Here is a 26,527-nt window from a genome sequence, read left to right on the forward strand (position 1 = left end):
CGCAGCATCAAATTAACCAGATTCGATATTTTTGGAGATTTATATGTTTTCAATTCCTGAGCAGTTTTCGTCCGCTACCAAAGCCAACCTGGAAGCCCAATTCGCCCTGTTCTCGTCGCTGACGGGCAAGGCCTTCGAAGGCATCGAAAAGATCGTCGAACTGAACCTGACCGCCGCCAAGGCAACCCTGGAAGAATCGACCGCCGCCGCCAAGCAATTGCTGTCGGCAAAAGATCCACAAGAATTTTTCTCGCTGAGCGCCGCGCAAGCCCAGCCTAGCGCCGAGAAAGCCATCGCTTACGGCCGTCACCTGGCTGCCATCACGTCCGGCACGCAAGCTGAATTCAGCAAAGCGGCTGAATCGCAAATCGCTGAAACCAACCGTAAAGTGATTTCGCTGGTGGAAGAAGTCACCAAGAACGCGCCAGCCGGCTCGGAAAACGCAGTTGCCATCCTGAAAAGCGCCATCGGCAACGCCAATGCAGGCTACGAGCAATTCTCGAAAACCAGCAAGCAAGCCGTCGAAGCCATCGAAGCGAATCTGGCATCGGCCGTGAACCAGTTCACGCAAGCGGCTGAAAAAGTCGTGCCACGCGCTGCCGCCAAGTAATTGTCAAAGGAGCGCCACGGCGCTCCCGTCTCACCAGCTCCTCCAGGCATCCATCCCGCTACTCCCCCACGGATGCCATTATGCCCCGGCCTAGCCGGGGCATTTTTTATGCCTGCTGACTTTTTCCACTGCGTCTCGCCGCCTACTCTCCCAGATAGGCCGCCTTGACGCGCGGGTCGTCGAGCATGGCGGCCGCGTTGCCGCTCATGGTCACCAGGCCGGAATCCATCACGTAACCGCGGTGCGCCGCCTGCAGGGCCAGGCGGGCATTCTGTTCGACCAGCAGAATCGTGATGCCTTCGGACGACACCTTGCGAATCACTTCAAAGATTTTCTCGACCATGATGGGCGACAGGCCCATCGACGGCTCGTCGAGCAGCAGCAACTGCGGGTGGCACATCAGCGCGCGCGCCATGGCCAGCATCTGCTGTTCCCCGCCCGACAGGGTGCCGGCCATCTGCGCCGCCCGCTCCTTCAGACGAGGAAACACGTCGAACCACTTGGCGATATCGTTCTCGACGCCCACCTTGTCCGTGCGCGTGTAGGCGCCCATCATCAGGTTTTCGCGGATCGACATGCGGGTAAACACGCCCCGCCCTTCCGGCACCATGGCCAGTTTCCTTTCCACCAAGTGAAACGATTTCGTGCCCTTGAGCGACTCGCCCATATAGCTGATCGTGCCCTCGACCTTGCACGCTGGCAAGGTGCCCGTGATGGCTTTCAGGGTCGTCGTCTTGCCAGCGCCGTTCGCGCCGATCAGGGCGATCAACTCGCCCTGATTGACTTCCAGGTCGATGCCTTTCACGGCCTTGATGCCACCATAGGCCACGTGCAGGCCCGCAATCTTCAAGACATTCCGGTTCAATCCATTGTTGCTCATGCGTGCGATCCCCCCAGGTAAGCCTCGATGACGGCCGGGTTTTGTTGTATTTCGGCCGGCAAGCCTTCGGCGATGCGCTTGCCATATTCGAGTACCGTGATGCGGTCGCACAGGCCCATCATCAGCTTCACGTCATGCTCGATCAACAGCACGGTCTTGCCTTCGGCCTTGATTTTCACCAGCAGTTCGCGCAGGGCCAGCTTTTCCGTCGCATTCATGCCGGCCGCCGGTTCATCGAGGGCCAGCAGGGTGGGATCGGTGGCCAGCGCGCGGGCGATTTCCAGGCGCCGCTGGTCGCCATACGACAGGAAGCGCGCCGTGCGGTTGGCGAACTGGGCGATGCCGACGAAGTCGAGCAGTTCCATGGCCCGCTGGCGGATGGACGCCTCTTCCTCGCGCGCCGCCTTGTGGCGGAAAATGGCGCCGAACACGCCCTGGCGCGAACGCACATGGCGTCCCACCATGACATTTTCCAGCGCCGTCATGTCGCCAAACAGGCGGATGTTCTGGAAAGTGCGCGCGATGCCCGCCTTGGCCACCTTGTGCGGCGCCGACGGCGAATACGGCTTGCCGGCCAGCTCGAAAGTGCCCGTGTCGGGCTGGTACAGGCCGGTGATGACATTAAAAAAAGTGGTCTTGCCGGCGCCATTCGGGCCGATCAATCCGTAGATCTGACCTTGCTTGATGGTAATGCCCACGTCGGTCAGCGCCTGCAGGCCGCCGAAACGCTTATTCACGCCGGCGATATTGAGAATGATCTGTTCGCTCATGGTGCTCCTCGTCCCTGGGCTAGGCGGACACGACGCCGGTTGATTTGTTCGGCTGGTCCACATCATGGTCCGGCCGGTCCTCGTGCTTCGGCGATGGCCACAGGCCGGCTGGGCGATGCAGCATGATCAGGACCAGCGCCAGGCCGTACAGCAGTTGGCGCAGCACTTCCGCCTCGATCACCACGTGGCCGAACAGCGCCTGCTGGGTCGGCTCGACAACGTGGCGCAGCACCTCGGGTATCGAGGCGAGGATCACGCCGCCCAGGATCACGCCGGGAATATGCCCGATGCCGCCCAGCACCACCATGGCCAGCACGGCGATCGATTCCGTCAGGGCAAACGATTCCGGCGAGACAAAGCCCTGGAACGAGGCGAACATGGCGCCGGCCACGCCGCCAAACGAGGCGCCCATGGAAAAGGCCAGCAGTTTCACATTGCGCGTGTTGATGCCCATGGCTTTCGCGGCGATCTCGTCTTCGCGGATGGCGACCCAGGCACGGCCCAGGCGCGAATGCTGCAGGCGCTTGGTGATGAACACGACGGCAATGCACAGGAAGAGGAACAAAAAGTAATAGGCATTCACGGACGGCATGGAAAAGCCGCCCACCATGACGGTGCTGTTGGTGCCCGCCTCGCCTGCCAGGTTGACGCCGAAGATGCGGATGGGGTCGATCAGATTGATGCCTTGCGCGCCATTCGTGAAATTGATGGGGTCGTTCAAATTGTTCATGAAGATGCGGATGATCTCGCCAAAGCCCAGGGTCACGATGGCCAGGTAGTCGCCGCGCAGCTTCAGGGTGGGCGCGCCCAGCAGTGCGCCAAACAGGCCGGCAACACAGGCGGCCAGCGGCACGATGGCCCAGATCGACAGGTGGATGCCGTTTTCGCGGATTTCCGGCCCCAGCAGTTGCACCAGGGCCTCGCCCAGTACCGGATATTGGTTCACCACCGATTCGAGCAGGATGGCGAACTGCGGCGAAGCGAGCAAGGCCGTCAGGTAGGCGCCCACGGCATAGAAGGCGATGTAGCCCAGGTCGAGCAGGCCGGCAAAGCCGACGACGATGTTCAAGCCCAGGGCCAGCATGATGTACAGCAAGGCCATGTCGATGATGCGCACCCACGAGTTGCCGAACTGGGCGGCAAAAAACGGGAAGATCAGCAGCAGCGCAGCCAGGCCCAGCATGCCGGCGTACGCCTTGGCAGGATTCTTTTTGACGTCGAAATCGAGTAGTGCCATGATTATTCTCCCAGTGTCACGTCAGGCGCGGTCGGCAACGCGTTCGCCCATGATGCCGGACGGGCGCAGGGTCAGCACGATGATCAGTACGACGAAGGCGAAGATGTCCTGGTAGTGGCTGCCCAGGAAACCGCCCGTGAAGTCGCCGATGTAGCCGGCGCCCAGGCTTTCGATAATGCCCAGCAGGACACCGCCCAGCATGGCGCCATAAATATTGCCAATGCCGCCCAGCACGGCCGCGCAAAAGGCCTTCAGGCCGGGAATGGCGCCCATCGAATATTGAATGGAAGAATAATTGGCTCCCCACATCACGCCCGCCACGGCCGCCAGCAAGGCGCCGATGGCAAAGGTCGCCACGATGACCTTGTCGGAATCGACGCCCATGAGCCCGGCGACGCGGGGATTTTCCGCCGTGGCCCGCATGGCGCGGCCCATGCGCGTTTTTTCCACCAGGATCACCAGCGCGCCCATCGACAGCGCGGCCAGGGCCAGCAGCAAGACTTGCGTCTGCGAAATGACGGCGCCGCCTATGTTGATGGGATCGGTCGACAGCAGTTGCGGGAAGGGCAAGGGATTGCGTGTCCAGATCATCATGGCAAAGGTTTGCAGCAGGATGGAGACGCCGATGGCGGTAATCAGGGGAGCGAGGCGGGGGGCGTTGCGCAGGCGGCGGTAGGCGACCCGCTCGATGATGATGTTGACCAGAATACAGATGGGAATGGCGCCGAGGATGGCGGTGGCCAGTTTCAAATAGCCGGGCCAGTCCGGCACATAAATGCCCAGCAGCTTGAGGATGCTCAAGCCCACCATGGCGCCGATCATGAGCACGTCGCCATGGGCGAAGTTAATCAGGTTCAAGACGCCGTACACCATCGTGTAACCGAGGGCCACCAGGGCATACATGCTGCCCAGCACCAAGCCGTTGATGATTTGCTGGATGAATGTATCCATGGTCAGATTGCCCTATCAAATCTACATTGTCGGGAACAACTTCCGCCAGAACCGTCATCGCTGATACAAAAACGGCACCGGAGGAAAAATTCCTGCAGTGCCATCCCTGGACCGTCTCACCAGCATGGTGCACGCACTAAAAATGGGCGTGACCTTGCTTAGTCATAACGACAACATATTCAAGCTTGAGGCAATCATAACGATCTTTTGCAAAAACTAAACTTGGAATAAATTAATCATTTCCGAATTAAATTCGGTTTTGAGGCAACTATTTCATCGATACCCGGCAGCCATAGAGCCTCAGGCAACATCGCGCTTGATGCCATCGAGGCCTTTCGGCATCGGGAAGGTGACGGCTTCCTGCACGCCGTCGAGCGGACGCACGCTTCTGACGCCGCATTCTTTCAAGCGGTCAATGACGGCTTGCACCAGCACTTCCGGCGCCGACGCACCGGCCGTCACGCCCACGCGCAGCTTGCCTTCCAGCCAGGCCGGGTCGATTTGCGAGGCATTGTCGACCATGTAGGCAGGCGTGCCCATCTTCTCGGCCACTTCACGCAAGCGGTTCGAGTTCGAGCTGTTTGGACTGCCGACAACAATCACCAGTTCCACTTGCGGCGCCATGAATTTCACGGCTTCCTGGCGGTTGGTGGTGGCGTAGCAAATGTCGCCCTTTTTCGGTTCGGCGATATTCGGATATTTCGCTTTCAAGGCCTCGATAATGTCGCGAGTGTCGTCAACTGACAACGTTGTCTGCGAAACATAGGCCACGCTGTCCGGATTGGCGACCTGCAAGGTTGCTACATCCTCCAGCGTTTCCACCAGATGCATGCCCATCTCGGCCTGGCCCATCGTACCTTCGACTTCGGGATGGCCATCATGGCCGATCATGATGATCTCGCGGCCTTCGCGGCGCATCTTGCCCACTTCCATGTGCACCTTGGTGACCAGCGGGCAGGTGGCGTCAAAGATGCTCAGGCCGCGCGATTCCGCCTCGGCACGCACGGCTTTCGACACGCCATGTGCGGAAAACACCAGCGTATTGCCAGCAGGCACATCATCGAGGTCATCAATGAAGATCGCACCCTTGTTGCGCAGGTCGGCCACCACATAGGCGTTGTGGACGATTTCATGGCGCACATAGATCGGCGCACCAAATTGCTGCAAGGCGCGTTCGACGATTTCGATCGCCCGGTCGACGCCAGCGCAAAAACCGCGGGGCTGGGCCAGTAACAGTTCTTTATCCATCGCTACTCCTTCTTTACAGGACCGAGATGAGCTTGACTTCAAAGCGCAGCGGCTGGCCGGCCAGCGGATGATTGAAGTCAAACAGGGCCGAATCGTCGCGCATTTCGCGCAGCACGCCGGCAAAGCGGCCGCCGCCCGGCGCGGCGAAGTCGACCAGGTCGCCGATCTTGTAGTCGGCACCGGGCACGGAATTCTCGTCCAGGGTGGCGCGCGAGACAGATTGCACCAGCTCTGGATTGCGCTCGCCAAAGCCTTCGCCTGCGGCCAGCTCGAAGGTCTGGTGCGTGCCTTCAGGCAAGCCCAGCAAACGCTGTTCGAGGAATGGCGCCAGCTGCCCCTGTCCCAGCATCAACGTGGCGGGATTTCCGCTAAAGGTAGTGACAATATCAGTACCGTCAACAGTAGCAAGACGATAATGCAGGGTGAGATAAGCCGCTTCGGTGACGACTGCTGGTTGCTCGTTGGACATAGTGAGTTTTCAAGTAGCTGATGCAAAACGATATTGTAAGCCACACTGGCCGCGCCTGCCCCATGGCATCGTCAAAGAAGGCCATGTTGGCGCGCTCCCCGGGCAAAACAGGAGAACAGCATGGGCATCAAGGATTGGCCGGCCGGTGAACGGCCGCGCGAGCGCCTGATCGAGGATGGCGCGCACTCGCTGTCGGACGCGGAATTGCTGGCCGTCTTCCTGCGCACGGGCGTGCGCGGCAAGAGCGCGGTGCAGCTGGCGCGCGATACGGTCGAGCACTTCGGCTCCCTGCGGGGCCTGTTTGGCGCCAGCCTGGTGAGTTTTTCCGCCGTGCATGGCATGGGCAGCGCCAAGTTTGCCCAGCTGCAAGCGGTGCTGGAGCTGGCGCGGCGCGCCATCATCGAGGACTTGCAGGCGGGCCAGGCCCTCAACTCCCCGCATGCGGTCAAAGACTATCTGCGCCTGACCCTGGGCCATTTGGCGCATGAAGCCTTCCATGTGTTGTTTTTGGACGTCAAGAACCGCCTGATCACCAGCCAGGAAATGTTTCGCGGCACTCTCACCCACACCAGCGTCTATCCACGCGAAGTGGTCAAGCAGGCGCTGCTGCACAACGCGGCCAGCGTCATGCTGGCGCATAACCACCCGTCCGGCACGCCCGAGCCCAGCGAATCGGATTTATTACTCACGCGCGCGCTGGTACAGGCCTTGTCGCTGGTGGACGTGCGCATACTCGACCATTTCGTCGTGGCCGGGCGGCAAGTGCATTCGTTTGCCGAGCACGGCCAGATCTAGCGCAGCGGCGGCCCGGCAGCGGCAAATATACAGTTAACCATGTGTAAACAAGGACATACGTGACATCGTCAAGAGTCTTGTCTAGCAGTAAACAAGGCTGTTTACAAGTCTTTTCCCCTATGAAGATGGGCAAAAGTCAAATTGTTAAATTAAATCACAACAACATGACACAATTGTTTTTCGCAAGTCATTGATAAATCGGCTTATTTTGGATATACTCTCGTTTTTCCAATTTGGAATATCTTTAAGGAGTGCGCCATGGCACGTGTTTGCCAAGTCACTGGGAAGAAGCCGATGGTCGGCAACAATGTTTCCCATGCAAACAACAAAACCAAACGTCGTTTTTTGCCTAACTTGCAGAATCGTCGTATTTTTGTTGAATCTGAAAACCGCTGGGTCTCCCTGCGTTTGTCCAACGCCGGTCTGCGCGTCATCGATAAAGTCGGCATCGACGCCGTATTGGTCGATATGCGCGCTCGTGGCGAAAAAGTCTAATTAGCAGAATAAGGGAGCTATCATGGCAAAATCAGGCCGCGACAAAATCAAGTTAGAATCGACCGCCGGTACGGGTCACTTCTACACGACCACCAAAAACAAGCGTACGACGCCTGCGAAAATGGAGATCATGAAATTTGATCCTAAAGCACGCAAGCACGTAACGTACAAAGAAACCAAGATCAAGTAATTGATATTGTGTTCTGTAAAAAGAGCCGCTCCGATGAGCGGTTTTTTTTCGTCCTGATTTTTACGCCTGCGCCCTCGCCCGTTGTATACGGACGAAAAAAAGGCCCTGGAAACCAGGGCCTTGCGCGTGGCGGTAACGCTGTTTATGCGTAGCTGCGCAGGCGCAGTGAAAAGTCTTGCAGCGACTTGATGCCCGACGCTTCGGCGCGCGTGCACCAGTCTTGCAGCTTCTGCAGCAATTGCTCGCGTGTAAAGTGCGAACGTTCCCAGATGGCGCCCAGTTCCACGCGCATGTGGTGCATGGTTTCCAGTGCCTTGCTGTGCTGGAACAATTCCGACAGCTGCTCGTGGTGTGCATCGGCCAGCTTGCCCGGCTCGCGCTGCATCAGCTTGCGCGACGATTTCAGGAAGCGCTTTTCCAGCTCGGCCTTGTGCTTCAGGTGTTCCAACTCTTCCTTCCAGGCATGCTTGATCGATTTCGCATACTTGGCCATCACGTCATAGCGGTTGGCGATCACCGATTGCAAGGTCTCGAAGTCCGCTTCCAGCTTGCCGTGCGAGAACTTCGGTGCCGGCGCCAGCTTTTTCACCTTGGCCAGGCCCAGCATTTCCAGCGCACGGATATACGCCCAGCCGATATCGATTTCATACCATTTCGACGACAGCTTGGCCGACGTCGCATACGTATGGTGGTTGTTGTGCAGCTCTTCGCCACCGATCAGGATGCCGAAGGGAATGATGTTGGTAGCGGCATCGGTGCAATCGTAGTTGCGGTAACCCCAGTAGTGGCCAATGCCGTTGATGATGCCGGCCGCCGTAATCGGTATCCACATCATTTGCACGGCCCACACGGAAATGCCGATCACGCCGAACAAGGCAAAGTTCACGAAGAAGAGGATCACCACGCCCAGCCAGCTGTACTTGGTGTACAGGTGGCGCTCGATCCAGTCCGTTGGCGTGCCGTGGCCATACTTGGCCATGGTTTCCATGTTCTTCGATTCTGCGCGGTACAGCTCGGCGCCTTCCCAGAAGACTTTCTTGATGCCACGCGTCACGGGGCTGTGCGGATCTTCTTCCGTATCGCACTTGGCGTGATGCTTGCGATGGATGGCAGCCCACTCCTTGGTGACCTGGCCCGTCGTCAGCCACAGCCAGAAACGGAAGAAATGGCTGGGAATCGCATGCAATTCCAGCGCGCGGTGGGCCTGGTGGCGGTGCAGGTAAATCGTGACGCTGGCGATCGTGATGTGCGTGACCACCATGGTGTACAGAAAAACTTGCCATGCGGACAGATCGGTAATGCCAGTGGCCATGAACTGCAAAACGTCGTGTAAAACGGAACTCAATGTCATTACTACTACTCCAAGTGGACAGGTCATGCGCACGGTCGCTCCAGTCGTTCTGGAGGTCCGGCAGAGTTAATTTTAGGCGTGATTGTACGCCCTAATGGGTGCGGTCAGGCAAAAACGGAGGCGGGCAGCGAGGTTAAGGCTGCGTGCCGGAAGGCGCGGAATCACCATCTGCAGCACTGATGAGCGGTGCAGGAGGCGTACCTACAATACGCAATTCACGTTGCGGGAAAGGTACAGAGACCTGATGTTCCTGCAAGGTGCGCCAGATGGCGCGGTTCACATTCGACTTCACGCCGCCCGTGCCATTTTCCGGGTCCGCGATCCAGAAACCGATCTGCAGATCCAGGCCGTCAGCACCGAAACGCACGAGCGTGACGGATGGCGGATTGCTTTGCGATACGCGCGGCACCTTGGCCGTGGCCGCTTCCAGCAAGGGGAAGATGGCATCGAGATCGGTTTCATACGCCACCGACACGGTGGTCGACAGCCACACCATACGGTTGCTCAGCGACATGTTCTGCACGCCGCCGGAAATCAGCATTTCATTCGGCACGATGGATTCAACGCCGTCGCCACCCAATAACACAGTATAGCGCGTATTGATCTGCGTGACTTTGCCCGTAAACTGACCAACCGTAATCATGTCGCCAATGGTCAGGCTGCGGTCGAGCAGGATGATGAAGCCGGAGACGAAGTTCGCGGCGATCTTTTGCAGGCCGAAGCCCAGCGCCACGCCGAAGGCGCCGCCAAACACGGACAGCACCGTCAAGTCGATGCCCACCAGCGACAGGCTGACGAGCACGGAAACGAGGATCAGCACGGCGCGGCCCATGCGCGACAGCACCACGCGCAAGGAGGTGTGCAAGCCCTGCATTTTCATCAGCCGCTCGTCGAGCGACGTGCCGGCCCACATGGCCAGTACCAGCAGCACGGCCACCGAGATGGCCGCTTGCAAGATGGCGGCGACGGAAACCTTGTTGCGCCCCAGCGGCACGATGATACCTTCCAGGAATGCATGCAATTCCGGCCACAAGCCCGTGATGTACATGGCCATGCCGGCCCACACCACGACCGTGAAGATTTTTTCCAGCAGCAACATCGTGGGGCTGACCTCGCCATGACGGGCAAAGATGCGGCGCAGCACATAAAAACCGAAGCGCACCAGCGCCATCGACGTGCACAGGGGAATGGCAATACTCAGCAGGTTTACCGACTGGAACTTGGCCAGAAAGTGTTGCGCAATGCCCAGCAGCATGGCCGCCAGCACAGGCGTCAGGATGCGGATGAAGCTGTCCGTGCGCTGCAGGGTTTCCGGATTCGCCGGCGTGGTCGCCGCTTCCGCCCGCTTGTGCAGGAATTCGCGCAACTGCCGCACCAGCAGCCAGCTCAGGGCCAGGCAAGCGACGATGACCAGCGCCTGCCACAGGATGGCCGGTTGGCGGAAATCGTCGACAAAGTCAGTGATCAGGTTCAGCAGTGGGGTTTCATTCATGGCGGATGCGGTCCGGAAGGTGAGACAGGTGGGACGAAGATGGTACGGATGGGAAGTAATCCCATGCCGCCAGGCGGGCCGGCGGCATTGCATGGCCACCGCTGCAAGGCGCAGCGGCGGCCCGTGTCGACTTACTCGGCTTGTTCAGCGTCAACGTCGTCGGCCGGCTTTTCATCGGCGTAGACTTTTTTCGGCATGACCTTGCGCTCGAACACGGCGGCGAAGAAGCCGTCCGTCTGGTGCAGGTGCGGCAGCAATTTCAGGTAGTCGCCCATTTCCAGCTCGATCTTCTGCTCGGCCAGCACCTTATTCATCGGCACCAGGGTGAAGTCCGGATGGGCGGCCAGGAATTGCTCGGCGATAAAATCGTTTTCTTCGTTCAGGAAGCTGCAGGTGGCGTACACCAGGCGACCGCCGCCCTTGACCAGGCGCGCCGCGCCGGCCAGGATGGCTGCCTGCTTGGCTTGCAGCTCGACGATCGAGTTCGGCTGCTGGCGCCACTTCACGTCCGGATTGCGGCGCAGGGTGCCCAGGCCGCTGCATGGGGCATCGACCAGCACGCGGTCGATCTTGCCGGCCAGGCGCTTGATCTTGGCATCGCGCTCATGCGCGATCTGCACCGGATGCACGTTCGACAGGCCGCTGCGGGCCATGCGCGGTTTCAGCTTGGCCAGGCGTTTTTCCGACACGTCGAACGCATACAAACGGCCCGTGTTGCGCATCAGCGCGCCCAGTGCCAGCGTCTTGCCGCCCGCGCCGGCGCAGAAATCGACCACCATCTCGCCGCGCTTGGCGCCGACGATCTGTGACAGGATCTGGCTGCCTTCATCTTGCACTTCGATGGCGCCGCTCTGGAACAGGGGCAGGTTTTGCAACGATGGCTTCTTGATGACGCGCAAGCCCAGCGGGGCATACGGCGTCGGCGTGCTGAGGATCGGTGCTTCGGCCAGGGCCAGCATCACGTCGTCACGCGTGGCCTTGAGCGAATTGACGCGCAGGTCCAGCGGCGCCGGCGCGTTCAGCGCATCGGCCAGCTTCATGGTTTCCGCCTCGCCGAACTGGGCGATCAGCTTGTCGAACAGCCAGGTCGGCATGTTGGCGCGCATGTTGGACGGCATCAGGCTGCGGTCGATCTGCGTGATGCGTTCCAGCCATTCCACTTCTTCTTCCGTCAGGCCGCCCAGCGAATCGGCGCCCACCGCTTCGGCCAGGCCGAGGATGGTCAGGCGGCGCATGGTCGGGCCACTGCCCGCTTCGGCGAAGTCCGTGAAGAACGATTTGTTGCGCAGCACGGCATAAATGCCTTCGGCGATGGCACCGCGCTCGCGCGAACCGAGGCGCGGATGGTCGCGGAAATAGCGCGACAGCGTGGTATCGGCCGGGGCCGTGAAACGTAAAATTTCGCGCAATACTTCTTCAGCATTGGCAAGTATCGCTGGTGGCAATCTCATTGTTATTTTTCCTGTAATATTTTATTGAGGGTCCACGCGGACCTGGCCATGCTCGACTGACAGTTTATCGTCAATGAACAGGCGGATGGCGCGCGGGTAAAGCAGATGTTCCTGTACCAGCACGCGCGCCGATAAGCTGTCTTCTGTGTCGCCCGGCAAGACGGGGACGGTGGCGCTTGCCACGGCCGGACCATGGTCAAGCTCGGCAGTCACGAAATGCACGGTCGCGCCGTGTTCCGTCACACCCGCCTCGAGCGCCTGGCGGTGCGTCGCCATGCCCGGGAACAGCGGCAGCAGCGACGGGTGGATATTCAGCATGCGCCCAGCGTAATGCTCGACGAAGGGCGGCGTCAGGATGCGCATGAAACCGGCCAGTACCACCAGGTCGGGGGCAAAACCGTCGATCACGGCTTGCAGCGCCGCATCGAACTGTTCACGGCTGGCATAATCCTTGTTGGCAACGATTGCGGTCGCTATCCCGTGTTCCGCGGCAAACACCAGTCCCTGGGCATCGGCCCGGTTACTGATGACGGCGGCAATACGGGCAGGCCATTGCTCGGCTTGCGCCGCGCGCACGACCGCTTCCATGTTGCTGCCGCGTCCGGAAATGAGGATAACGATATTTTTCATAGCGCGCATTGTACCCGCTATGGCGATGTGAACCAAGAAAGGCCGGCATTATTGTTGCGACGCAACATGGCTGCGCGGCAGCGGCCACCACCGGGCAATGCCGCCCGCCACGCTGGCGAACGGCTGTTTTTACGCTACCTTAACGAGAGTAAGTATTTACTCGAACGAATAGAAGACGCGGAAGGGCACTTTCTTCTCGGCCCAGTAGTCGGCCGCATCGCGGAACACGTCGAGCAGGATCTCGCGCGCTTCCTTGTCGAATTTTTGCGTATTTGGCAATTGCTCGAGCACCACCAGGAAACCCGTCTGCGGACCGGCCTTGAACATGGTATCGGTCAGGCACAGGCGCAACGCATCAAAATTCTTCGCCAGATTTTTTGGAAACAGGAATGCTTCTGCAATAATGCCGATGACTTGTTGTTTGGTCTGTCCAGCGTTGCAATGCGCATATAAAAAGTGCTGCCCGAGACGGATCGCCTCGTCTTGTAATTCGGTCACGCGAAAGGCACGGATGGACTGGACAAGGTTGGGCGGCACGGTTAGTAACAAACTCATTTTTCCCTCAAATCGACCTGTTATGTATGGATCTCTTCTAGTTGCTCTTCTTATTGCATCCCCGCACGCGGGTCAATGCGCACGCGGTGATTCGATCTGTATCAACTTTTATGCGATTCAGTGCGATTTTATATAAGCCATACGCGTATTAGGGTAACGTGTTGTCCTGCATGAATCAACCCGAATATGATGTCAAACGCAAGATTTGTTACAAACCACCCCTTTCAAGTCATTCAACATCGTGTATCGATTGAAAGTGCATGTTACAGACTGTGGGGCAAGGGTCCTTGGCTGTTACATTTTGTTGCCAGGCGAAACACAAGCCAAAGTCCAGCGGGATTACTATAGTCCCAAGTTGTAAAAAATACCCTGAAAGATTCTCTAGATAACGAGGTTACAAAATGAACTTGCAAGCCAAATTGATGATGTCAGCCCTTTGTATCGGTGCTTTGCCACTCGCCCAGGCCGCCGACTTTGAAGATTTCGGCAAGGTCGTGCGCGTCGTGCCACAGGTGGAACAGATCAATCGTCCACGCCAGGAATGCCGCACGGAATACGTGCAAGTCCAGGCACCGCCACAGCAGCGCAGCGCGGGCGGCTCCATCGTCGGCGGTATCGCCGGCGCCCTGCTCGGCAGCCAGGTCGGTAGCGGCAATGGCCGCACGGCTGCCGCGGCAGCCGGTGCGATTGCCGGCGCCGTCGTTGGCGACCGCGTCGACAACCAGAACAACTACCAGGGCGGCGTGCAGGAACAAGCCGTCAAGCAATGCCGCCAGGTCGACCATTGGGAATCGCGCAACACGGGCTACCAGGTCACGTATGACTACCGCGGCCGCAACTACACGAGCATCATGTCCTACGATCCAGGCGAACGCATCCGCCTGCGCGTCTCGATCGAGCCAGCTCAACAGTAACGCCTGACATAAGCTGCTGCGCGTCGGCACAGGCGGCCAGCGATACTCACCGTATTCTAGTAAGGCTGCGCTTCTCGGCCACCTCTGCCTTCCGCTCGCGACGCTTCTGCCAAGCGTCGTTGCTCAGTACTAAAATGCCGGCCCCATGTCTTTCTCATGGAGCCGGCATTTTTTATGGCGCCCAACCACGGGCTATAATGCGCCACACTTTCAGGCCGCCTTATGCTTATCAAACGAAAATCCATCGAACAAGTCGAATCCTCGCGCCCGGCGCGCAAACCCCGCTACGCCCCCGTCACCCTGTCGGAAATGGATGGCGTGCGCTATCTGCATTTCGGCACGGAATGGGTGCAGGGCGCCATGCGCATCCGCAAGCCGGACTGGCCGGAGCTGGAATACGCGCAGCAGATGATGGCGTGGATGTTGTGGATACGGGAACCGCAGCGCATCGCCCAGCTGGGCCTGGGCACGGCTGCGCTGACCAAGTTCTGCTACCGCCAGTTTCCGCAAGCACAGGTCGAGGCCATCGAACTCAATCCTTCCGTCATCACCATCTGCGCCTCGATGTTCAAGCTGCCGCCCAACGACGAGCGCCTGCACGTGCGCGAAATGGATGCGCTCGACTACGTCAACGACGACGCCAACCATGGCACCCTGGACGCCCTGCAAGTGGACTTGTATGACGCCACGGCGCGCGGCCCCGTGCTCGACAGTGCCGAGTTCTACGCTGCCTGCTGCGCCTGCCTGGCGCCGCACGGCATCATGACGGTCAACCTGTTTGGCGACCATCCCAGCTACGCCAAGAACATCAAGGCGATGAAGTTTGCGTTTGAACAGGTGATCTGCCTGCCGGAAGTCCATGATGGGAACGTGGTGGCAATCGCCTTCAAGACCAGGGTGCCGCTCGATGCCGAGGCACAAGCTGCCCTGCTCGAGCGCGCCAGGCAGATAGTCGCCGACACCAAGCTGCCCGCGAAGAGCTGGGTCAAGGGCATCGCCAGCACGCTGTAAGCGCCGGTACGCCCATGCAAGGCCGGCAGCCCTGAAAGGCCCCGGCCATGCCCTCCCCCTTCCCGCCTCCAGCCGGCACCACGCTGGACTTGCCGCAACTGCTGGCCTGGCTGCAGGAAGACGGCATGCTCGACGCCGCGCAAGCGGCCGCCACCCTCGCCCAGGCCGCCCTGCTGCCCGCCCCCGCCCTGCATCCGCTGTGCCACGTCGCCCATCCCGCGCTGACGCTCGATGCCCTGTGCGCCTGGCTGGCACAGCGGACCAGGCTGGCGTATGTGCGCATCGACCCGCTGCATATCGATTTCAGCCAGGTGGCCGACGTGATGACGGCCGGCTATGCGGCCCGTTTCAACATCCTGCCCGTGGAATGCACGCCAGAGCGCATCGTCATTGCCACGGCGCAGCCGTATGCGCTCGATTGGCAGGCGGAGCTGGGCAGCGTGGCGCCGCGCAAGCTCAGCCTCGTCATCGCCAACCCCCGGCATATCGCCGACGCCATCACGCAGTTTTTCAGCCTGGCCAGTTCCGTCAAGGTGGCCAGACTGGCTTCCACGCAAGACCTGGCGCTGCGCCACAATGTCGAGCAACTGGTGGAACTGGGACGCAACAAGACCAGCCTGGATGCCAACGACCAGCACGTCGTGCGCATCGTCGACTGGCTGTGGCAATACGCATTCGCCCAGCGCGCCTCGGACATCCACCTGGAACCGAAGCGCGATGCGGGCCTGGTGCGCCTGCGCATCGACGGCCAGCTGCACCAGGCCTACCAGGTGCCGCCCGTGGTGCTGCTGGCCATGACGGCGCGCATCAAATTGCTGGGGCGCATGGATGTGGTGGAAAAGCGCCGCCCGCAGGATGGCCGCATCAAGACGCGCAATGCGCAGGGCCAGGAAATCGAGCTGCGCCTGTCGACCCTGCCGACAGCCTTTGGCGAAAAGCTCGTCATGCGCATCTTCGATCCCGAGATCGCCATCAAAAGCCTGGCGGACCTGGGTTTTCCGCCCGCCGACGCGCAGCGCTGGCAACAGTTGACGGCGCGCACGCATGGCATCGTGCTGGTGACAGGCCCGACCGGCTCGGGCAAGACCACCACCCTGTACAGCACCCTGAAGGCACTGGCCGGCAGCACCGTCAATGTGTGCACGGTGGAAGACCCGATTGAAATGGTCGAGCCGGCCTTCAACCAGATGCAGGTGCAGTTCCAGGCCGGCCTGGAACTGTCGTTTGCCGACGGCGTGCGGGCGCTGATGCGGCAAGATCCCGACATCATCATGGTGGGAGAAATCCGCGACCTGGCCACGGCCGAGATGGCCATCCAGGCGGCCTTGACCGGGCATCTGGTGCTGTCGACCCTGCATACGAATGACGCGCCGTCCGCCGTCATGCGCCTGCTGGAACTGGGCATCCCCGCCTATCTGCTGGAGGCGTGCCTGGCCGGCGTGCTGGCGCAGCGCCTGCTGCGCTGCCTGTGTCCCGACTGCAAGCAGCCCGACGCGCCACCAGGCGAAGCGCAATGGCACAGCCTGACAAGCGGCCAGCTGGCGCGCCCCGGCGCCATCTACCGTGCCGTCGGCTGCGCCCTGTGCCGGCACAGCGGCTACCGTGGCCGCGCCGGCATCTACGAATTGCTGGCCGTGACACCGGCGTTCAGCGCGCTGGTCAAATCCGGCGCCGACCTGCACGCGCTGCGCCGGCAAAGCATCCTCGACGGCATGACACCCCTGCGCCTCGCCGGCGCGCAGCAAGTCATCGACGGCACCACCAGCATCGACGAAGTGCTGAAGCTCACGGCGGCCCTGCATTGACGCGTCATTACTTTCTTGCAGGAAGGCTTTGCATTCTTTTTCAACTGATATATAATGCGGCCTCTTTCGGGTCGTTAGCTCAGCTGGTAGAGCAGCGGACTTTTAATCCGTTGGTCGCAGGTTCGAATCCCGCACGGCCTACCACGAATGCGCAGTACTAAAAAGCCCATCCTCACGGATGGGCTTTTTTCGTTTCCCGCCCCGCGGTTATACTGGCTATTCGTCTTGCCAGCCCTGAAAGAAACGCATGAAACTTGCCGCCACCTTGCTGCTTGCCAGCGCCAGCCTGTCTGCCCAGGCACAGCCGCAACCGCCCATCGTGCTCGATGGCATGTACACCCAGCGCACGGACGAGATGAGTCTGGAACTGATCGGCAACCGGGTCTGCTTTGCGCCCGACAAGGCGCAGTGGGGCCGCTTGCCCCGCCCTGCCGCTACGCACGATGCGTGGTTTTGTTTCAGCAACGATGCCGAGGCACGCCGGCTGCTGCGCGTGCCCCCGCGCCAGGAAGACAATTGCGGCTGGCAAGCACGGGCGCGCATCATCATCGATACCTATCAGCCGTATCTGGAGCAAGGCGATGGCAACGACATGGCGCGCCTGCAATCGGTGGTCAAGGTGGCGCAGCCGAACGCCATCGCCTGCGAATAAATCAGCCGAGTTCGTATTCGCGCAGATAGGCGGCGAACAGGTCGCCATCGGCCAGCGGACACGCAAACCCCGCGCCCCAGTCGGCCAGCAGCAACTGTTCTTTCAGCGGCAGCAGCAACAGTTCAGGCATGCCATCGCTGCACCACAGGTCACACACCATGCCCTCGTCGTCCAGGCCGGCGAACAGCGTTTCCGTCTTCTCGCCGCCAAAGGCCAGCACATTCTTGCATTCCACGCGGTAACTGCTGTAGCCCGTGTAGACGGCATCGTAGGGCGGCAAGCTGCCGGCCAGCACCAGCCGCAGCTGATCGGCAGTGAGACCCAGCGCACGCATCTGCGACGGCGGCGCCTCGGGCACGTACATCTGCTTCCAGCCGGCGCCGCTGCGGTGCGCATCGGCAAAGGCCTGCTGTTCGCCCATCTGCGTCAAACAGTGCTGTAGATTATCCAACGGCAACAGTTCGATCATGCAAAAATCATCTTCGTGGTAGTACGCTTCCCGCATGCTTCAGTTCCCCAGCAAATCTTGCAATTGCACATTGCGCCGCGCCGTCAGCCGGCCGGCCCAGGTCTCGCTGGTCACGGATGGATAGCGCACGGCGCCGAAATTCATCCAGGCATCGCGGTACGCCAGCCACAGGCGCTGGGTGGCGCGGATGCCGTCCTTGCTGACGGCGCCCGCATAGGTTTCCGCCGGCTTCTTCATGAGCTTGCCGTAGATGGCGTTGAGCTCCTTGTCGAGCGCCGCCGCCTGCTCCTTCGTCATGCTGGCAGGCAGCTTGCCCGCCTCGTACTCGCGCAAGTCCTGCGCCAGCAGATCGAGCTCGGCCGTGCGGGCGGCGATGCTCAGGGCGGCGCGCGCCGTGCCGCTCAAGTCCGTTTCATGGGCCGCGCGCGCATCGGCAAACTTGCTTGCCGCCGCCTGCAGTTTTTGCAGCGACGCTTGCGCAGCCGCAGGCCAGCCTTCGCTGAGCTTGCCCGTCGTGTGCGCCCGCACGCGCTGCTTTTGCCGTGCTTCGATGGCGCTGCACACGCCCATCATGTAGCCACTGGTGATGTCGTCGCACAGGTCGATCATGCCGCGTCCGCTGGCGTTGATCTGCTGCAGGTGCTCGATGCGGCCCTGCATCTCGGCCGGCGCCGCATCGATGCTGCACGCGTACTTCAGCGCCAGCAGCGGGTCTTTCTGCACGCCCAGTCCGTTCTGGTACAACATCATCAGCACGGCGCTGTTCTGCGTAGCCATGGCGCAATGGCGCACGGGACGCCAGTCGGCCGGCTTGGGCGAGGACATACTCTTGGTATCGTAATACAGGTCCGTCGCCGAACATTACTGCAGGGCAGCAGCGGCAGACGGCGCCGGCAGGTCGGCCGGTGGCGGCGCGGCGTCCTTGACCTTCAGGCAGCCCGCATACCAGGCCGTGCTTTCCGCGTGGCCCACGCCCATGGCGCTGGTGTTCGGGTAGGGCGCAGCCGCAGCGGCGACAACCGGGGCGGCCAGCAGGCAGCTCGCGCCCAGCAAGAGCGTTTTCAATAAAGATAGACTAATTTTCATGGTTGGCCGGCGCCAGTGTCAGTAAAAGAACAAGTTTAACTGATCAGCCAGGCCGCGCCCGCCCGATACGTGGCCGTCGCGTCCGGTAAGTAACGGTTCATGGCCTTGGCAGCGCGGGAAAGCATGGGCAATAATGTTGCCCGCTGTACTCTTTTTAATTCTCCGGACCACGCCCATGACCTTACCCCGTCTTCGCCGTTCCCTCGGCTCCCTGCTGATCGCAGCGGCCTGCGCCTCGCTGGCAACGACCGTCCACGCCGCCGATACCACGCCGGCATCGCCAGTTGCCGCCACACAAGCCAACGCCAAACACGCCATCACGCATGAAGACGTGTGGCTGATGAAACGGGTCGGCGCGCCCGTCGCCAGCCCGGACGGAAAGTGGGCCGTGTTTTCCGTGGTCGACAGCGCCTACGACAGCAAGGATCAATGGTCTGACCTGTGGATCAAGTCGCTTGGCGACGACAGTCCCGCGCGCCGCCTGACCTCGACCAAGGGCGGCGAAAGCGCCGTGGCCTGGTCGCCGGACAGCCGCCAGCTGGTCTTCGTTGCCAAACGCGACGGCGATGATGCGGGCCAGATCTACCGCCTCGACGTGGCCGCTGGCGGCGAAGCACAGCGCCTGACCTCGCTGACCATGGGCGCGCGCATGCCGAAATGGAGCCCGGACGGCAAGCAGCTGCTGTTCATCAGCGACATCTATCCTGGCAACAAGACTGAAGCCGACGTCAAGCAAAGCGCGAAGGAACGCAAGGACCGCAAGTACAGCGCCCGCTCCTATGAAACGACGGCACCGCGCTACTTCGACAAATGGCTGACCGACAAGCAGGTACGCCTGTTCGTCGTCGATGCGCAAGCCGATGCCAAGCCACGCGACATCCTGTCGGGCACGCAACTGGCCGCCCTGCCGGGCTTTGGCGGCGGCCAGGGCGATGAAGGGCAATCGCTGGACGCCATCTGGACGCCGGATGGCAAGGCCGTCGTTTTCAACGCGGCCACCAACCGCGATGCGGCCCAGCGCGAAGCCGTCTACTCGCAGCTGTATTTGCTGCCCGTGGCGGGCGGCGAAGCGCAGCGTCTGACACAAGACAAGCACAGCTATGGCAGCCTGAAATTTGCCGCCGACGGCAAGACCCTGTTCGCCCTCAGCGACGCGGAAACGCCGGGCAAGGTGTATGACGTGAAGCGCCTGGCCAGTTTCGCCTGGCCGATCGCCAACCCCGCACCGACCATCCTGACGGCCAAGCTGGACCGTTCGATTTCGCGCTACGTGCTGCCGGAAGGCGGCAAGCGCGTCATCTTCAGCTATGAGCATGCGGGCCTGGAAAAGCTGTACTCGATCGATACCAAAGGCGGCGAGGTGCGCGACGAGCCATCCTTGCCGACGGGCAGCATCGGCTCGCTGAGCAGCGGCGGCAAGGCCCTGGTGGGCGTGTGGGAGTCGAGCATCAACCCGCCGGAAATCTATGCCTTCAACGGCAAGCAGCCGAAGCGCCTGACGGCCTTCAACACGGACAAGGCCAGCAAGATCGACTGGCAGGCGCCCGAGCACTTCTGGTTCACCACGGCCGATGGCCGCCAAATCCATAACATGCTCGTCAAGCCGGCAAACTTTGATCCGAACAAGAAATATCCGCTGTTTACCGTCATCCATGGCGGCGCGGCCAGCATGTGGCGCGACCAGTTCGTGCTGCGCTGGAATTACCATTTGCTGGCCAAGCCAGGCTATGTCGTGCTGCTGACCGACTACAAGGGTTCCACCGGCTATGGCGAGGAATTCTCGCGCTCGATCCAGTTCGATCCCTTGAAGGGCCCGGGTGATGAAGTCAACCAGGGTGTCGATGAAGCCATCAAGAAATATCCCTTCATCGACAGCACGAAGCTGGCGGCCGGCGGCGCCAGCTATGGCGGCCACCTGGCCAACTGGCTGCAGGCAACCACCACGCGCTACAAGGCCATCGTCTCGCATGCGGGCGAAATGGACCTGATCATGCAATGGGGCACCAGCGATGGGGGCTTCGGCCGTGAAACGAATGCAGGCGGCCCAGTCTGGTCGAACCTGCCCGTGTGGCGCGATCAAAGTCCCGTCATGCAAGCGGGCAATCATGAAAAAGGCACGGGCTTTACCACGCCTATCCTGATCACCGTGGGCGAGCTCGACTACCGCGTGCCGGCCAACAATGCGCTGATGAACTTTGCCGTGCAGCAGCGCCTGAACGTGCCGGCGAAACTGCTGGTGTTCCCGGACGAAAACCACTGGATCCTGAAGGGTGAGAACAGCCGTTTCTTCTACAGCGAGGTTGAGGGCTGGCTGGCTAAATACTTAAAATAAGAACACCACAGAACAGTCCATGGCGGCGTTGCATTGCCTAGTCGTACTATTCGTACTGCCTTCGGCAATGCGCCTTGCCCTGAACGTGTTCTGAGGCGTTCTTGAAATCTTGAAAAAATGAAAAAGCCAGGCGCCGCGCATGCGGGCCTGGCTTTTTTCATGCGGGCTGGGCGGCGGCCACCACCGCCTTCTGGCGCCGGATCAGCAGCACCAGCAGGGCGGCCACCAGGCAGGCGGCGCCGGCCGCGAACAGGGCCGGGTTGTAGGTCAGCATCAGGGTGCGGATGCGGCCCGCGCCATACGCGGCCACGGCGGCGCCCAGCTGGTGGCCGGCGAAGATCCAGCCGAAGACCATGCCCGCGCGCTCCTTGCCGAAGGTGGCGCCCACCAGTTTCACGGTCGGCGGCACGGTGGCAATCCAGTCCAGGCCATAGAACATGGCGAACAGGGACAGGCCGTACAAGGTGAACTCCGAATACGGCAGCCAGAACAGCGACAGTCCGCGCAAGCCGTAGTACCAGAACAGCAGCTTGCGGTTGTCATAGCGGTCCGACAGCCAGCCTGACAGGATGGTGCCGAACAGGTCGAAGGCGCCCATCATGGCCAGCACGGACGCGGCCGGCACGGCGGACAGGCCCGAATCGCCGCACAGGGAGATGAAGTGTGTCTGGATCAAGCCGTTGGTGCTGAGGCCGCAGATGAAAAACGTGCCGAAGAGTATCCAGAAGGTGCGGTTCGCCGCCACGCTGCGCAGGATCAAAAAGGGCGTGGCAAAGGTCATTTTTGCCGCCGGCGGCACTGTCAATTGCGTGGCCGGGTCGGCGCCGTACGGGCGCAAGGCCAGGTCCTGCGGACGGTTGCGCATGCAAAAGAAAGCCAGCACGGCGACGATGGCGCAGCTGGCAAACACGGGCATGACGGCCGTGCGCCAGCCGAAGTGCTCGATCAGCCAGGCCCCCACGGGCAGGAACAGCAGCTGGCCCGTGGCCGAGCTGGCCGTCAGCACGCCCACCACCAGGCCCCGGTGCGTCTCGAACCAGCGGTTGGCCACCACGGCGCTCAGCACCAGCGCCGTCATGCCCGAACCCAGCCCCAGCAAGATGCCCCACAGGGCCACCAGCTGCCAGAACTGCGTCATGCGCGTGGCCAGCAGCATGCCCGCCGCGATCAGGCCCAGGGCCACGCAGATGACGTTGCGCAAGCCGAAGCGCTCCATCAGGATGGCGGCAAACGGCCCCATCAGGCCAAACAGCACGAAACGCACGGCCAGGGCCGAGGAAATCTGCTCGGCATCCCAGCCGAACTCGCGGCTCAAGGGTTGCATCAAGGCCCCCGGCAAGCCCAGCGCGGCGGACGAAGTCAGCGCCGTAAGGAAGGTAATGGCGACAATGACCCAGGCAAAGTGGATGCCGCGCCGCTCCAGCCATTGCGAAAAGGGATAGGAAAGCATGCTGTCCTCGTGAGAAAAAGTAATACCGACCGGCACTGGCAGGCGCGATTTTTCCCATGTTATATTATGATCGTAATTTATACAATCAAAAAAACCGGAGCCACGTCCTCAGGCGCGGCTCCGGTCCTGGCGGCACAGCGTGCAAATGGGCCAGTCACTGCGTGATCGGCATGCGTTTCACTGACACGCATGCCCCTCCCGGCGGCCTGGCCCATCCTGACGCTAGTTCACCATTACTTCACCTTCAAGCCATTCTTCACGTCCGTCACGCCTTCCACGCCACGGGCCAGGTCGGCGGCTTTCTTCACTTGCGCCTGGGACGGCACGAAACCGCTGAGCATGACGACGCCATTCACGGTTTCCACGTGCACATCGAGGGCTTTCAGGTCATTGTCCTTGACGAGATCGGCCTTGATCTTGGTGGTGATGACGGAGTCTTCCACTGCCACCTTGGTGCTGCCGGCCGCGTTGCGCGTCATGCAGGCGGCCTTGGCAGTCGCATCCATGGCATCGCAATTTTCCTTCGTCGTCGCAGGCGGATTCTGCGCCACGTTGGTGCCATCCCGGGCGCCCGTATTGGCGTCGGCCAGGGACGCCGTTTTCGCTGCCTTGGCATCGTTCATGCACGTGGTCTTGTCGGCGCCCGTGCGGTCGCCGCACTTGGCCTTGGCCAGGTCATACTCGGCATTGGCCACATCCTTGCGGGCCTTGCCCAGCTCGCGCGGCGTGTTGCGATACTGGGCCACGGCATCCGAATCGGCCTTGGCGCGCGCCACCTTGGCTTCTTCCATGCAGACTTTCTTTGCGTTGCCGCTCTGGCTGTCACAGGCCGCCTTGGCTTGCTTGTAGTCGGCAGTCGCCTTGTCCGTCAAACTCTTGTACGAGGCATCCTGCGCATACGCGGGCGTGGCGGCAAACAGGGCGCTGGCACTGGCGGCCAGTACGAGTGCGATCATTTTGTTCATGATGGTTCCTCTCTGGTTAGTTGATGCCCAGATTAGACCGCTGCCGCGCGCAAAGCTCCGTGCGACAGCACACGCTGGCAAGCCATCCGCGCAAAAAATCTACCTTCATTTGTCGCCGATCAAGCCCATCCGCCATAAAACTTGCGCCTGTTCAAATAAAGAAGCAGACCCGTCAAATGCACGCTCGCCTTCCGCCAGCGCCAGCCATGCCTGGGTGGCGTGCGTACCGCCCGTCGCCGCGCCGCCGGCACGTAGCGCCCTCATCCACGCCAGCACCTCGCGGTATTGCCCGGGGCGCCGCGCATGCATCCACGCCAGCGCCACCAGGTCCGCATAGCCTTCCTCGCGGCGCGTCTCGCGCAGCTCCCGCGCCTGCTGCTGCTGCTGACCCCGCTGTGCATTGCCGCGTTCGACAAAGCCGCGCGGCAAGGCATGCCAGTCGCCCTGCGCATAACGCTGGCAGTGGCCGATCTCATGCGCTGTCATCGCTTCGATCATCACGCCCTGGCGCGCTGGCGGCACGCCCTGCAGGATGGACTCCGCCATGGCATTGCCGCGCAGGGACAGCACCAGCTTGCAGCGCCCCTGGTCAAAGCCCAGCGCCAGCGGCACGGCGCCGGGCGCTTCCTGCGGCTGCACGATGATATCGATGGGCAAGCCCTGACCGCGCGCGTACTCGATGACCGGCTTTCCCGCCTGCAGCCAGCGCGTTTCCAGTTCAGTCAGACTGGCGGCAGCCACGGCGGGCAAAGGAAATAAAACGATGAGCAAGCTCATCAGCGAGAGCAGTTTCAACATGGGATCGGCGGGCAAGAGAGTGGACGTTGCTACTGCAGAGTAAGCGGTCAAAATATTTCCACAAGGAAAAACTGGCAACTTTTCAGGAAAAAAACGAAAAAAAACCGGTGCGTGGCACCGGCTTTTTACACTGACAACAGTTGCCTGTCACACTGTTTATGGTTTAGCCTTCGCCGCCTGGTCCAGCGCGCGCGCCGTGACGAATTCCGGGCGGATATCGTTCGGCACGGCTTTCATCTTGTCGAGCGCCACCTGCACTTCCGGACGGATCACCACGTACTTGGTCATCAGCTCTTTCGCGCGCGCGTAGTCGCCCGTCGCCTCGATGGTCAGGAACTCACGGTCCAGGTCGATCACGGCCTGTTTGATCTTGCCGAAGTCGACGCCGAACTTGCCATCGCCCAGCGAGACAAAGCCGCCCTTTTCGAGGATGTAATTCATCTGGATGGCCATGCCGCGCGCATGCGAATCCGTCAGGCCAAAATGCAGGGTGCGGAAGCCCGAAGCAAGGAAGGTGTTGTACAGCTTGCGCTCGGCCGCGTCGCCCTGGCCCAGGGTATCGTTCAGCTGTCCCTTGTCCATCATGTAGCGCAAAGCGAACAGCCCCGTGATGTCGGCCTTGGCTTCCTCGATGGTGGAATAGGCTTCCTTCAAGTCCTGGCGCGGCGTCGATGGTTTGCCGTCGACGACGGTTGCATGCGGGCCCAGGCCGTGCATGATTTCATGCGCGAGGATGTGCGTGAAGAAGGAATTGAAATCCACGTCCTGCTGCGCTTCGGGCGTCAGCACGAGCTTCGAGATCGGCGTCAGGGTGGCCTTGAACTTGGCTTCCTGCACGTTTTTCAGCATGACGCGCTTGGAGCCGCGCGCGCTGATGATGCGCTCGTCATTGGGCAGGTTGTAGGCGGCCGTCTGCACGGCCATGTTGCCATCGCCGGCGCCATACACCTGATTCACCACCACCATCGGTGCCAGCGCGCCCACTTTCGGGTTGCGGTACTGGGCGTCGAGCGGCAGGTTGTCTTCCAGCTCCTGCATGTGCTTGGCGAAGAAATTCAGCTTTTGCGTCTCGGCCTGGTCGCGGATGTTCACATACGCTTCAAACGCGGCCTTGTAGCCGAACAGCTCGTCGTTGTACGTCTCGTACGGGCCGATGGTGATGTCGACGGGCGAATCGAGATCCATCCAGGCAAAGTCGGAGGGTAAATAGTCATTGTCGAGGAAGGCCTTGGCGCGCAGGGTGAGGAATTTCTTCAACGATGCGTTGTCCGTGGCGGCCGCCGCTTCATCGAGCAATTTGGCCAGCTGCTTCAGCTCCACCTTGTATTCATCGGAATACTTGACCGTCTGGTACTTGCCGTCCTTGCCCGCGCGAATCGTCGTGAAGAACCATTGCGCCTGCTGCTTGTCTTCCGCCGGCAAGCCATTCATCCACGTTTCCACGCTGGCCTTGGTGGCGCCCTGCGGATAGAAATTGCCCGCTTCCGGCTTGTGCGCGGGAATGGCGATGCCCGCATAGCTGGCCGGCATGAACGAGGCGTGCGCGTCGAGCACCGACCACGGACCCTTGTTGATCCAGAAATAATTCAAGCGGGCCTGGCCCAGCGTTGACTTGTCTTTCTTGAGCGCCGCCCACAGCGCTTCGTTGCCGGACCAGCGCTGGCGCAATTGCAGCACGTCGACCAGCTTGGCCGCTTCGACCAGCTTGGCGATGGCCTGGCGGTCGCCTGCGGACAGGTGCGCCGTATCGGCGGTCAGCGCGACGGGCGCGTAACGGGCGCTCATGCTGGTCAGTTCGGCGGCGGTGGCCGGTTTCGCTGGCGTCGCAGCTTGCGGCGCGGCGCAGGCGCTGCCGACAGCGGCGGCCATCAGCAGGGGAATCAGGATGTTTTTCATGGGGCCTCGGTGTATGGTTCACAGC

General features: G+C 61.1%; 27 protein-coding genes and 1 tRNA gene. 10 read left to right on the forward strand and 18 right to left on the reverse strand.

What is annotated here, in order from left to right; genetic code table 11:
- The first annotated feature begins 43 nt into the window (after nt 1-43).
- Nucleotides 44-610, forward strand: a complete 567-nt coding sequence (locus tag JaAD80_RS02000; RefSeq protein ID WP_046685995.1) for a phasin family protein — start codon at nt 44-46, stop codon at nt 608-610.
- A 142-nt stretch (nt 611-752) separates the two neighbouring features.
- Here the strand turns inward: JaAD80_RS02000 and JaAD80_RS02005 are convergent, their stop codons facing one another.
- The 6 genes from JaAD80_RS02005 to JaAD80_RS02030 form a co-directional block, all read right to left on the reverse strand.
- Nucleotides 753-1,475 (reverse strand): ABC transporter ATP-binding protein, encoded by a 723-nt coding sequence (locus tag JaAD80_RS02005; RefSeq protein WP_102292648.1) that lies wholly within the window; start codon nt 1,473-1,475, stop codon nt 753-755.
- 11 nt (nt 1,476-1,486) lie between these two features.
- The gene (locus JaAD80_RS02010; RefSeq protein ID WP_102292649.1) at nt 1,487-2,260 is read right to left on the reverse strand and encodes an ABC transporter ATP-binding protein; all 774 of its coding nucleotides are present in this window, start codon (nt 2,258-2,260) and stop codon (nt 1,487-1,489) included.
- Nucleotides 2,261-2,279: 19 nt separating this feature from the next.
- A complete protein-coding gene (locus JaAD80_RS02015; protein ID WP_102292650.1) occupies nt 2,280-3,497 on the reverse strand; it encodes an ABC transporter ATP-binding protein in 1,218 nt (405 codons plus the stop codon).
- Nucleotides 3,498-3,518: 21 nt separating this feature from the next.
- Entirely contained in the window at nt 3,519-4,448 is a 930-nt protein-coding gene (locus tag JaAD80_RS02020) for a branched-chain amino acid ABC transporter permease (RefSeq protein ID WP_102292651.1), read from the reverse strand.
- A gap of 300 nt (nt 4,449-4,748) precedes the next feature.
- Nucleotides 4,749-5,696 carry a 4-hydroxy-3-methylbut-2-enyl diphosphate reductase gene (gene ispH / locus JaAD80_RS02025; RefSeq protein ID WP_102292652.1) on the reverse strand — a complete coding sequence of 316 codons (948 nt, stop codon included), beginning with the start codon at nt 5,694-5,696 and terminating at the stop codon, nt 4,749-4,751.
- 13 nt (nt 5,697-5,709) lie between these two features.
- Nucleotides 5,710-6,165 (reverse strand): peptidylprolyl isomerase, encoded by a 456-nt coding sequence (locus tag JaAD80_RS02030; RefSeq protein ID WP_034785165.1) that lies wholly within the window; start codon nt 6,163-6,165, stop codon nt 5,710-5,712.
- 120 nt (nt 6,166-6,285) lie between these two features.
- Here JaAD80_RS02030 and radC point away from each other — a divergent pair, with 120 nt between their 5' ends.
- The 3 genes from radC to rpmG all read left to right on the forward strand — a co-directional run bounded on the left by radC (nt 6,286) and on the right by rpmG (nt 7,645).
- Nucleotides 6,286-6,960, forward strand: coding sequence for a DNA repair protein RadC (gene radC / locus JaAD80_RS02035; RefSeq protein ID WP_102292653.1), 675 nt, complete (start codon nt 6,286-6,288; stop codon nt 6,958-6,960).
- Between the two features lie 258 nt (nt 6,961-7,218).
- The gene (rpmB, locus tag JaAD80_RS02040) at nt 7,219-7,455 is read left to right on the forward strand and encodes a 50S ribosomal protein L28 (protein ID WP_010400928.1); all 237 of its coding nucleotides are present in this window, start codon (nt 7,219-7,221) and stop codon (nt 7,453-7,455) included.
- A 22-nt stretch (nt 7,456-7,477) separates the two neighbouring features.
- Entirely contained in the window at nt 7,478-7,645 is a 168-nt protein-coding gene (gene rpmG / locus JaAD80_RS02045) for a 50S ribosomal protein L33 (RefSeq protein WP_010400929.1), read from the forward strand.
- A gap of 142 nt (nt 7,646-7,787) precedes the next feature.
- On the opposite strand, the gene JaAD80_RS02050 is transcribed toward rpmG, so the two are convergent.
- The 5 genes from JaAD80_RS02050 to JaAD80_RS02070 form a co-directional block, all read right to left on the reverse strand.
- Entirely contained in the window at nt 7,788-8,996 is a 1,209-nt protein-coding gene (locus JaAD80_RS02050; RefSeq protein WP_102292654.1) for a fatty acid desaturase, read from the reverse strand.
- Nucleotides 8,997-9,129: 133 nt separating this feature from the next.
- Nucleotides 9,130-10,488 carry a mechanosensitive ion channel family protein gene (locus tag JaAD80_RS02055; protein ID WP_102292655.1) on the reverse strand — a complete coding sequence of 453 codons (1,359 nt, stop codon included), beginning with the start codon at nt 10,486-10,488 and terminating at the stop codon, nt 9,130-9,132.
- Nucleotides 10,489-10,619: 131 nt separating this feature from the next.
- The gene (locus JaAD80_RS02060; RefSeq protein WP_102292656.1) at nt 10,620-11,939 is read right to left on the reverse strand and encodes an RsmB/NOP family class I SAM-dependent RNA methyltransferase; all 1,320 of its coding nucleotides are present in this window, start codon (nt 11,937-11,939) and stop codon (nt 10,620-10,622) included.
- 21 nt (nt 11,940-11,960) lie between these two features.
- Nucleotides 11,961-12,569 carry a phosphoribosylglycinamide formyltransferase gene (purN, locus tag JaAD80_RS02065; RefSeq protein ID WP_102292657.1) on the reverse strand — a complete coding sequence of 203 codons (609 nt, stop codon included), beginning with the start codon at nt 12,567-12,569 and terminating at the stop codon, nt 11,961-11,963.
- A 156-nt stretch (nt 12,570-12,725) separates the two neighbouring features.
- Complete coding sequence (locus tag JaAD80_RS02070; protein WP_086146799.1) at nt 12,726-13,124, reverse strand: barstar family protein; 399 nt, start codon at nt 13,122-13,124, stop codon at nt 12,726-12,728.
- Between the two features lie 401 nt (nt 13,125-13,525).
- On the opposite strand from JaAD80_RS02070, the gene JaAD80_RS02075 reads away from it, so the two are divergent.
- From JaAD80_RS02075 to JaAD80_RS02095, 5 genes are all read left to right on the forward strand, one after another.
- Nucleotides 13,526-14,038: a glycine zipper 2TM domain-containing protein gene (locus JaAD80_RS02075; RefSeq protein WP_102292658.1), complete on the forward strand. Its 513-nt coding sequence runs from the start codon at nt 13,526-13,528 to the stop codon at nt 14,036-14,038.
- Between the two features lie 222 nt (nt 14,039-14,260).
- Nucleotides 14,261-15,049 carry a spermidine synthase gene (locus JaAD80_RS02080; RefSeq protein ID WP_102292659.1) on the forward strand — a complete coding sequence of 263 codons (789 nt, stop codon included), beginning with the start codon at nt 14,261-14,263 and terminating at the stop codon, nt 15,047-15,049.
- A 47-nt stretch (nt 15,050-15,096) separates the two neighbouring features.
- Nucleotides 15,097-16,854 carry a GspE/PulE family protein gene (locus JaAD80_RS02085; protein ID WP_102292660.1) on the forward strand — a complete coding sequence of 586 codons (1,758 nt, stop codon included), beginning with the start codon at nt 15,097-15,099 and terminating at the stop codon, nt 16,852-16,854.
- A 68-nt stretch (nt 16,855-16,922) separates the two neighbouring features.
- Nucleotides 16,923-16,998, forward strand: a tRNA-Lys gene (locus tag JaAD80_RS02090).
- Nucleotides 16,999-17,101: 103 nt separating this feature from the next.
- Nucleotides 17,102-17,506 carry a hypothetical protein gene (locus JaAD80_RS02095; protein ID WP_102292661.1) on the forward strand — a complete coding sequence of 135 codons (405 nt, stop codon included), beginning with the start codon at nt 17,102-17,104 and terminating at the stop codon, nt 17,504-17,506.
- A gap of 1 nt (nt 17,507) precedes the next feature.
- Here JaAD80_RS02095 and JaAD80_RS02100 read toward each other — a convergent pair whose 3' ends face one another.
- The 3 genes from JaAD80_RS02100 to JaAD80_RS02110 are packed head-to-tail and all read right to left on the reverse strand — an operon-like array spanning nt 17,508 to nt 19,061.
- Nucleotides 17,508-17,975, reverse strand: a complete 468-nt coding sequence (locus JaAD80_RS02100) for a hypothetical protein (RefSeq protein ID WP_146012231.1) — start codon at nt 17,973-17,975, stop codon at nt 17,508-17,510.
- Between the two features lie 39 nt (nt 17,976-18,014).
- Nucleotides 18,015-18,800, reverse strand: a complete 786-nt coding sequence (locus JaAD80_RS31160; protein WP_219726768.1) for a lysozyme inhibitor LprI family protein — start codon at nt 18,798-18,800, stop codon at nt 18,015-18,017.
- A 36-nt stretch (nt 18,801-18,836) separates the two neighbouring features.
- Complete coding sequence (locus JaAD80_RS02110; RefSeq protein ID WP_146012232.1) at nt 18,837-19,061, reverse strand: hypothetical protein; 225 nt, start codon at nt 19,059-19,061, stop codon at nt 18,837-18,839.
- Nucleotides 19,062-19,236: 175 nt separating this feature from the next.
- On the opposite strand from JaAD80_RS02110, the gene JaAD80_RS02115 reads away from it, so the two are divergent.
- The gene (locus JaAD80_RS02115) at nt 19,237-21,393 is read left to right on the forward strand and encodes a S9 family peptidase (RefSeq protein WP_102292664.1); all 2,157 of its coding nucleotides are present in this window, start codon (nt 19,237-19,239) and stop codon (nt 21,391-21,393) included.
- Nucleotides 21,394-21,550: 157 nt separating this feature from the next.
- Here JaAD80_RS02115 and JaAD80_RS02120 read toward each other — a convergent pair whose 3' ends face one another.
- The 4 genes from JaAD80_RS02120 to JaAD80_RS02135 form a co-directional block, all read right to left on the reverse strand.
- Nucleotides 21,551-22,843, reverse strand: a complete 1,293-nt coding sequence (locus JaAD80_RS02120; RefSeq protein ID WP_102292665.1) for an MFS transporter — start codon at nt 22,841-22,843, stop codon at nt 21,551-21,553.
- Nucleotides 22,844-23,076: 233 nt separating this feature from the next.
- Nucleotides 23,077-23,808: a BON domain-containing protein gene (locus JaAD80_RS02125; protein ID WP_102292666.1), complete on the reverse strand. Its 732-nt coding sequence runs from the start codon at nt 23,806-23,808 to the stop codon at nt 23,077-23,079.
- A gap of 105 nt (nt 23,809-23,913) precedes the next feature.
- Nucleotides 23,914-24,606, reverse strand: coding sequence for a hypothetical protein (locus JaAD80_RS02130; protein ID WP_102292667.1), 693 nt, complete (start codon nt 24,604-24,606; stop codon nt 23,914-23,916).
- Between the two features lie 156 nt (nt 24,607-24,762).
- The gene (locus tag JaAD80_RS02135; RefSeq protein WP_102292668.1) at nt 24,763-26,502 is read right to left on the reverse strand and encodes a hypothetical protein; all 1,740 of its coding nucleotides are present in this window, start codon (nt 26,500-26,502) and stop codon (nt 24,763-24,765) included.
- Between the last annotated feature and the right edge of the window lie 25 nt (nt 26,503-26,527).

The organism is Janthinobacterium sp. AD80 (assembly GCF_002878455.1).
Lineage (GTDB): Bacteria > Pseudomonadota > Gammaproteobacteria > Burkholderiales > Burkholderiaceae_D > Janthinobacterium.

Excerpts from the sequence above, each read along its gene's own strand:
- JaAD80_RS02000 (WP_046685995.1), top strand. The coding sequence starts at position 44 with ATGTTTTCAATTCCTGAGCAGTTTTCGTCCGCTACCAAAGCCAACCTG.
- JaAD80_RS02010 (WP_102292649.1), bottom strand. The coding sequence starts at position 2,260 with ATGAGCGAACAGATCATTCTCAATATCGCCGGCGTGAATAAGCGTTTC.
- JaAD80_RS02015 (WP_102292650.1), bottom strand. The coding sequence starts at position 3,497 with ATGGCACTACTCGATTTCGACGTCAAAAAGAATCCTGCCAAGGCGTAC.
- JaAD80_RS02020 (WP_102292651.1), bottom strand. The coding sequence starts at position 4,448 with ATGGATACATTCATCCAGCAAATCATCAACGGCTTGGTGCTGGGCAGC.
- ispH (WP_102292652.1), bottom strand. The coding sequence starts at position 5,696 with ATGGATAAAGAACTGTTACTGGCCCAGCCCCGCGGTTTTTGCGCTGGC.
- JaAD80_RS02030 (WP_034785165.1), bottom strand. The coding sequence starts at position 6,165 with ATGTCCAACGAGCAACCAGCAGTCGTCACCGAAGCGGCTTATCTCACC.
- radC (WP_102292653.1), top strand. The coding sequence starts at position 6,286 with ATGGGCATCAAGGATTGGCCGGCCGGTGAACGGCCGCGCGAGCGCCTG.
- rpmB (WP_010400928.1), top strand. The coding sequence starts at position 7,219 with ATGGCACGTGTTTGCCAAGTCACTGGGAAGAAGCCGATGGTCGGCAAC.
- rpmG (WP_010400929.1), top strand. The coding sequence starts at position 7,478 with ATGGCAAAATCAGGCCGCGACAAAATCAAGTTAGAATCGACCGCCGGT.
- JaAD80_RS02050 (WP_102292654.1), bottom strand. The coding sequence starts at position 8,996 with ATGACATTGAGTTCCGTTTTACACGACGTTTTGCAGTTCATGGCCACT.
- JaAD80_RS02055 (WP_102292655.1), bottom strand. The coding sequence starts at position 10,488 with ATGAATGAAACCCCACTGCTGAACCTGATCACTGACTTTGTCGACGAT.
- JaAD80_RS02060 (WP_102292656.1), bottom strand. The coding sequence starts at position 11,939 with ATGAGATTGCCACCAGCGATACTTGCCAATGCTGAAGAAGTATTGCGC.
- purN (WP_102292657.1), bottom strand. The coding sequence starts at position 12,569 with ATGAAAAATATCGTTATCCTCATTTCCGGACGCGGCAGCAACATGGAA.
- JaAD80_RS02070 (WP_086146799.1), bottom strand. The coding sequence starts at position 13,124 with ATGAGTTTGTTACTAACCGTGCCGCCCAACCTTGTCCAGTCCATCCGT.
- JaAD80_RS02075 (WP_102292658.1), top strand. The coding sequence starts at position 13,526 with ATGAACTTGCAAGCCAAATTGATGATGTCAGCCCTTTGTATCGGTGCT.
- JaAD80_RS02080 (WP_102292659.1), top strand. The coding sequence starts at position 14,261 with ATGCTTATCAAACGAAAATCCATCGAACAAGTCGAATCCTCGCGCCCG.
- JaAD80_RS02085 (WP_102292660.1), top strand. The coding sequence starts at position 15,097 with ATGCCCTCCCCCTTCCCGCCTCCAGCCGGCACCACGCTGGACTTGCCG.
- JaAD80_RS02095 (WP_102292661.1), top strand. The coding sequence starts at position 17,102 with ATGAAACTTGCCGCCACCTTGCTGCTTGCCAGCGCCAGCCTGTCTGCC.
- JaAD80_RS02100 (WP_146012231.1), bottom strand. The coding sequence starts at position 17,975 with ATGATCGAACTGTTGCCGTTGGATAATCTACAGCACTGTTTGACGCAG.
- JaAD80_RS31160 (WP_219726768.1), bottom strand. The coding sequence starts at position 18,800 with ATGTCCTCGCCCAAGCCGGCCGACTGGCGTCCCGTGCGCCATTGCGCC.
- JaAD80_RS02110 (WP_146012232.1), bottom strand. The coding sequence starts at position 19,061 with ATGAAAATTAGTCTATCTTTATTGAAAACGCTCTTGCTGGGCGCGAGC.
- JaAD80_RS02115 (WP_102292664.1), top strand. The coding sequence starts at position 19,237 with ATGACCTTACCCCGTCTTCGCCGTTCCCTCGGCTCCCTGCTGATCGCA.
- JaAD80_RS02120 (WP_102292665.1), bottom strand. The coding sequence starts at position 22,843 with ATGCTTTCCTATCCCTTTTCGCAATGGCTGGAGCGGCGCGGCATCCAC.
- JaAD80_RS02125 (WP_102292666.1), bottom strand. The coding sequence starts at position 23,808 with ATGAACAAAATGATCGCACTCGTACTGGCCGCCAGTGCCAGCGCCCTG.
- JaAD80_RS02130 (WP_102292667.1), bottom strand. The coding sequence starts at position 24,606 with ATGTTGAAACTGCTCTCGCTGATGAGCTTGCTCATCGTTTTATTTCCT.
- JaAD80_RS02135 (WP_102292668.1), bottom strand. The coding sequence starts at position 26,502 with ATGAAAAACATCCTGATTCCCCTGCTGATGGCCGCCGCTGTCGGCAGC.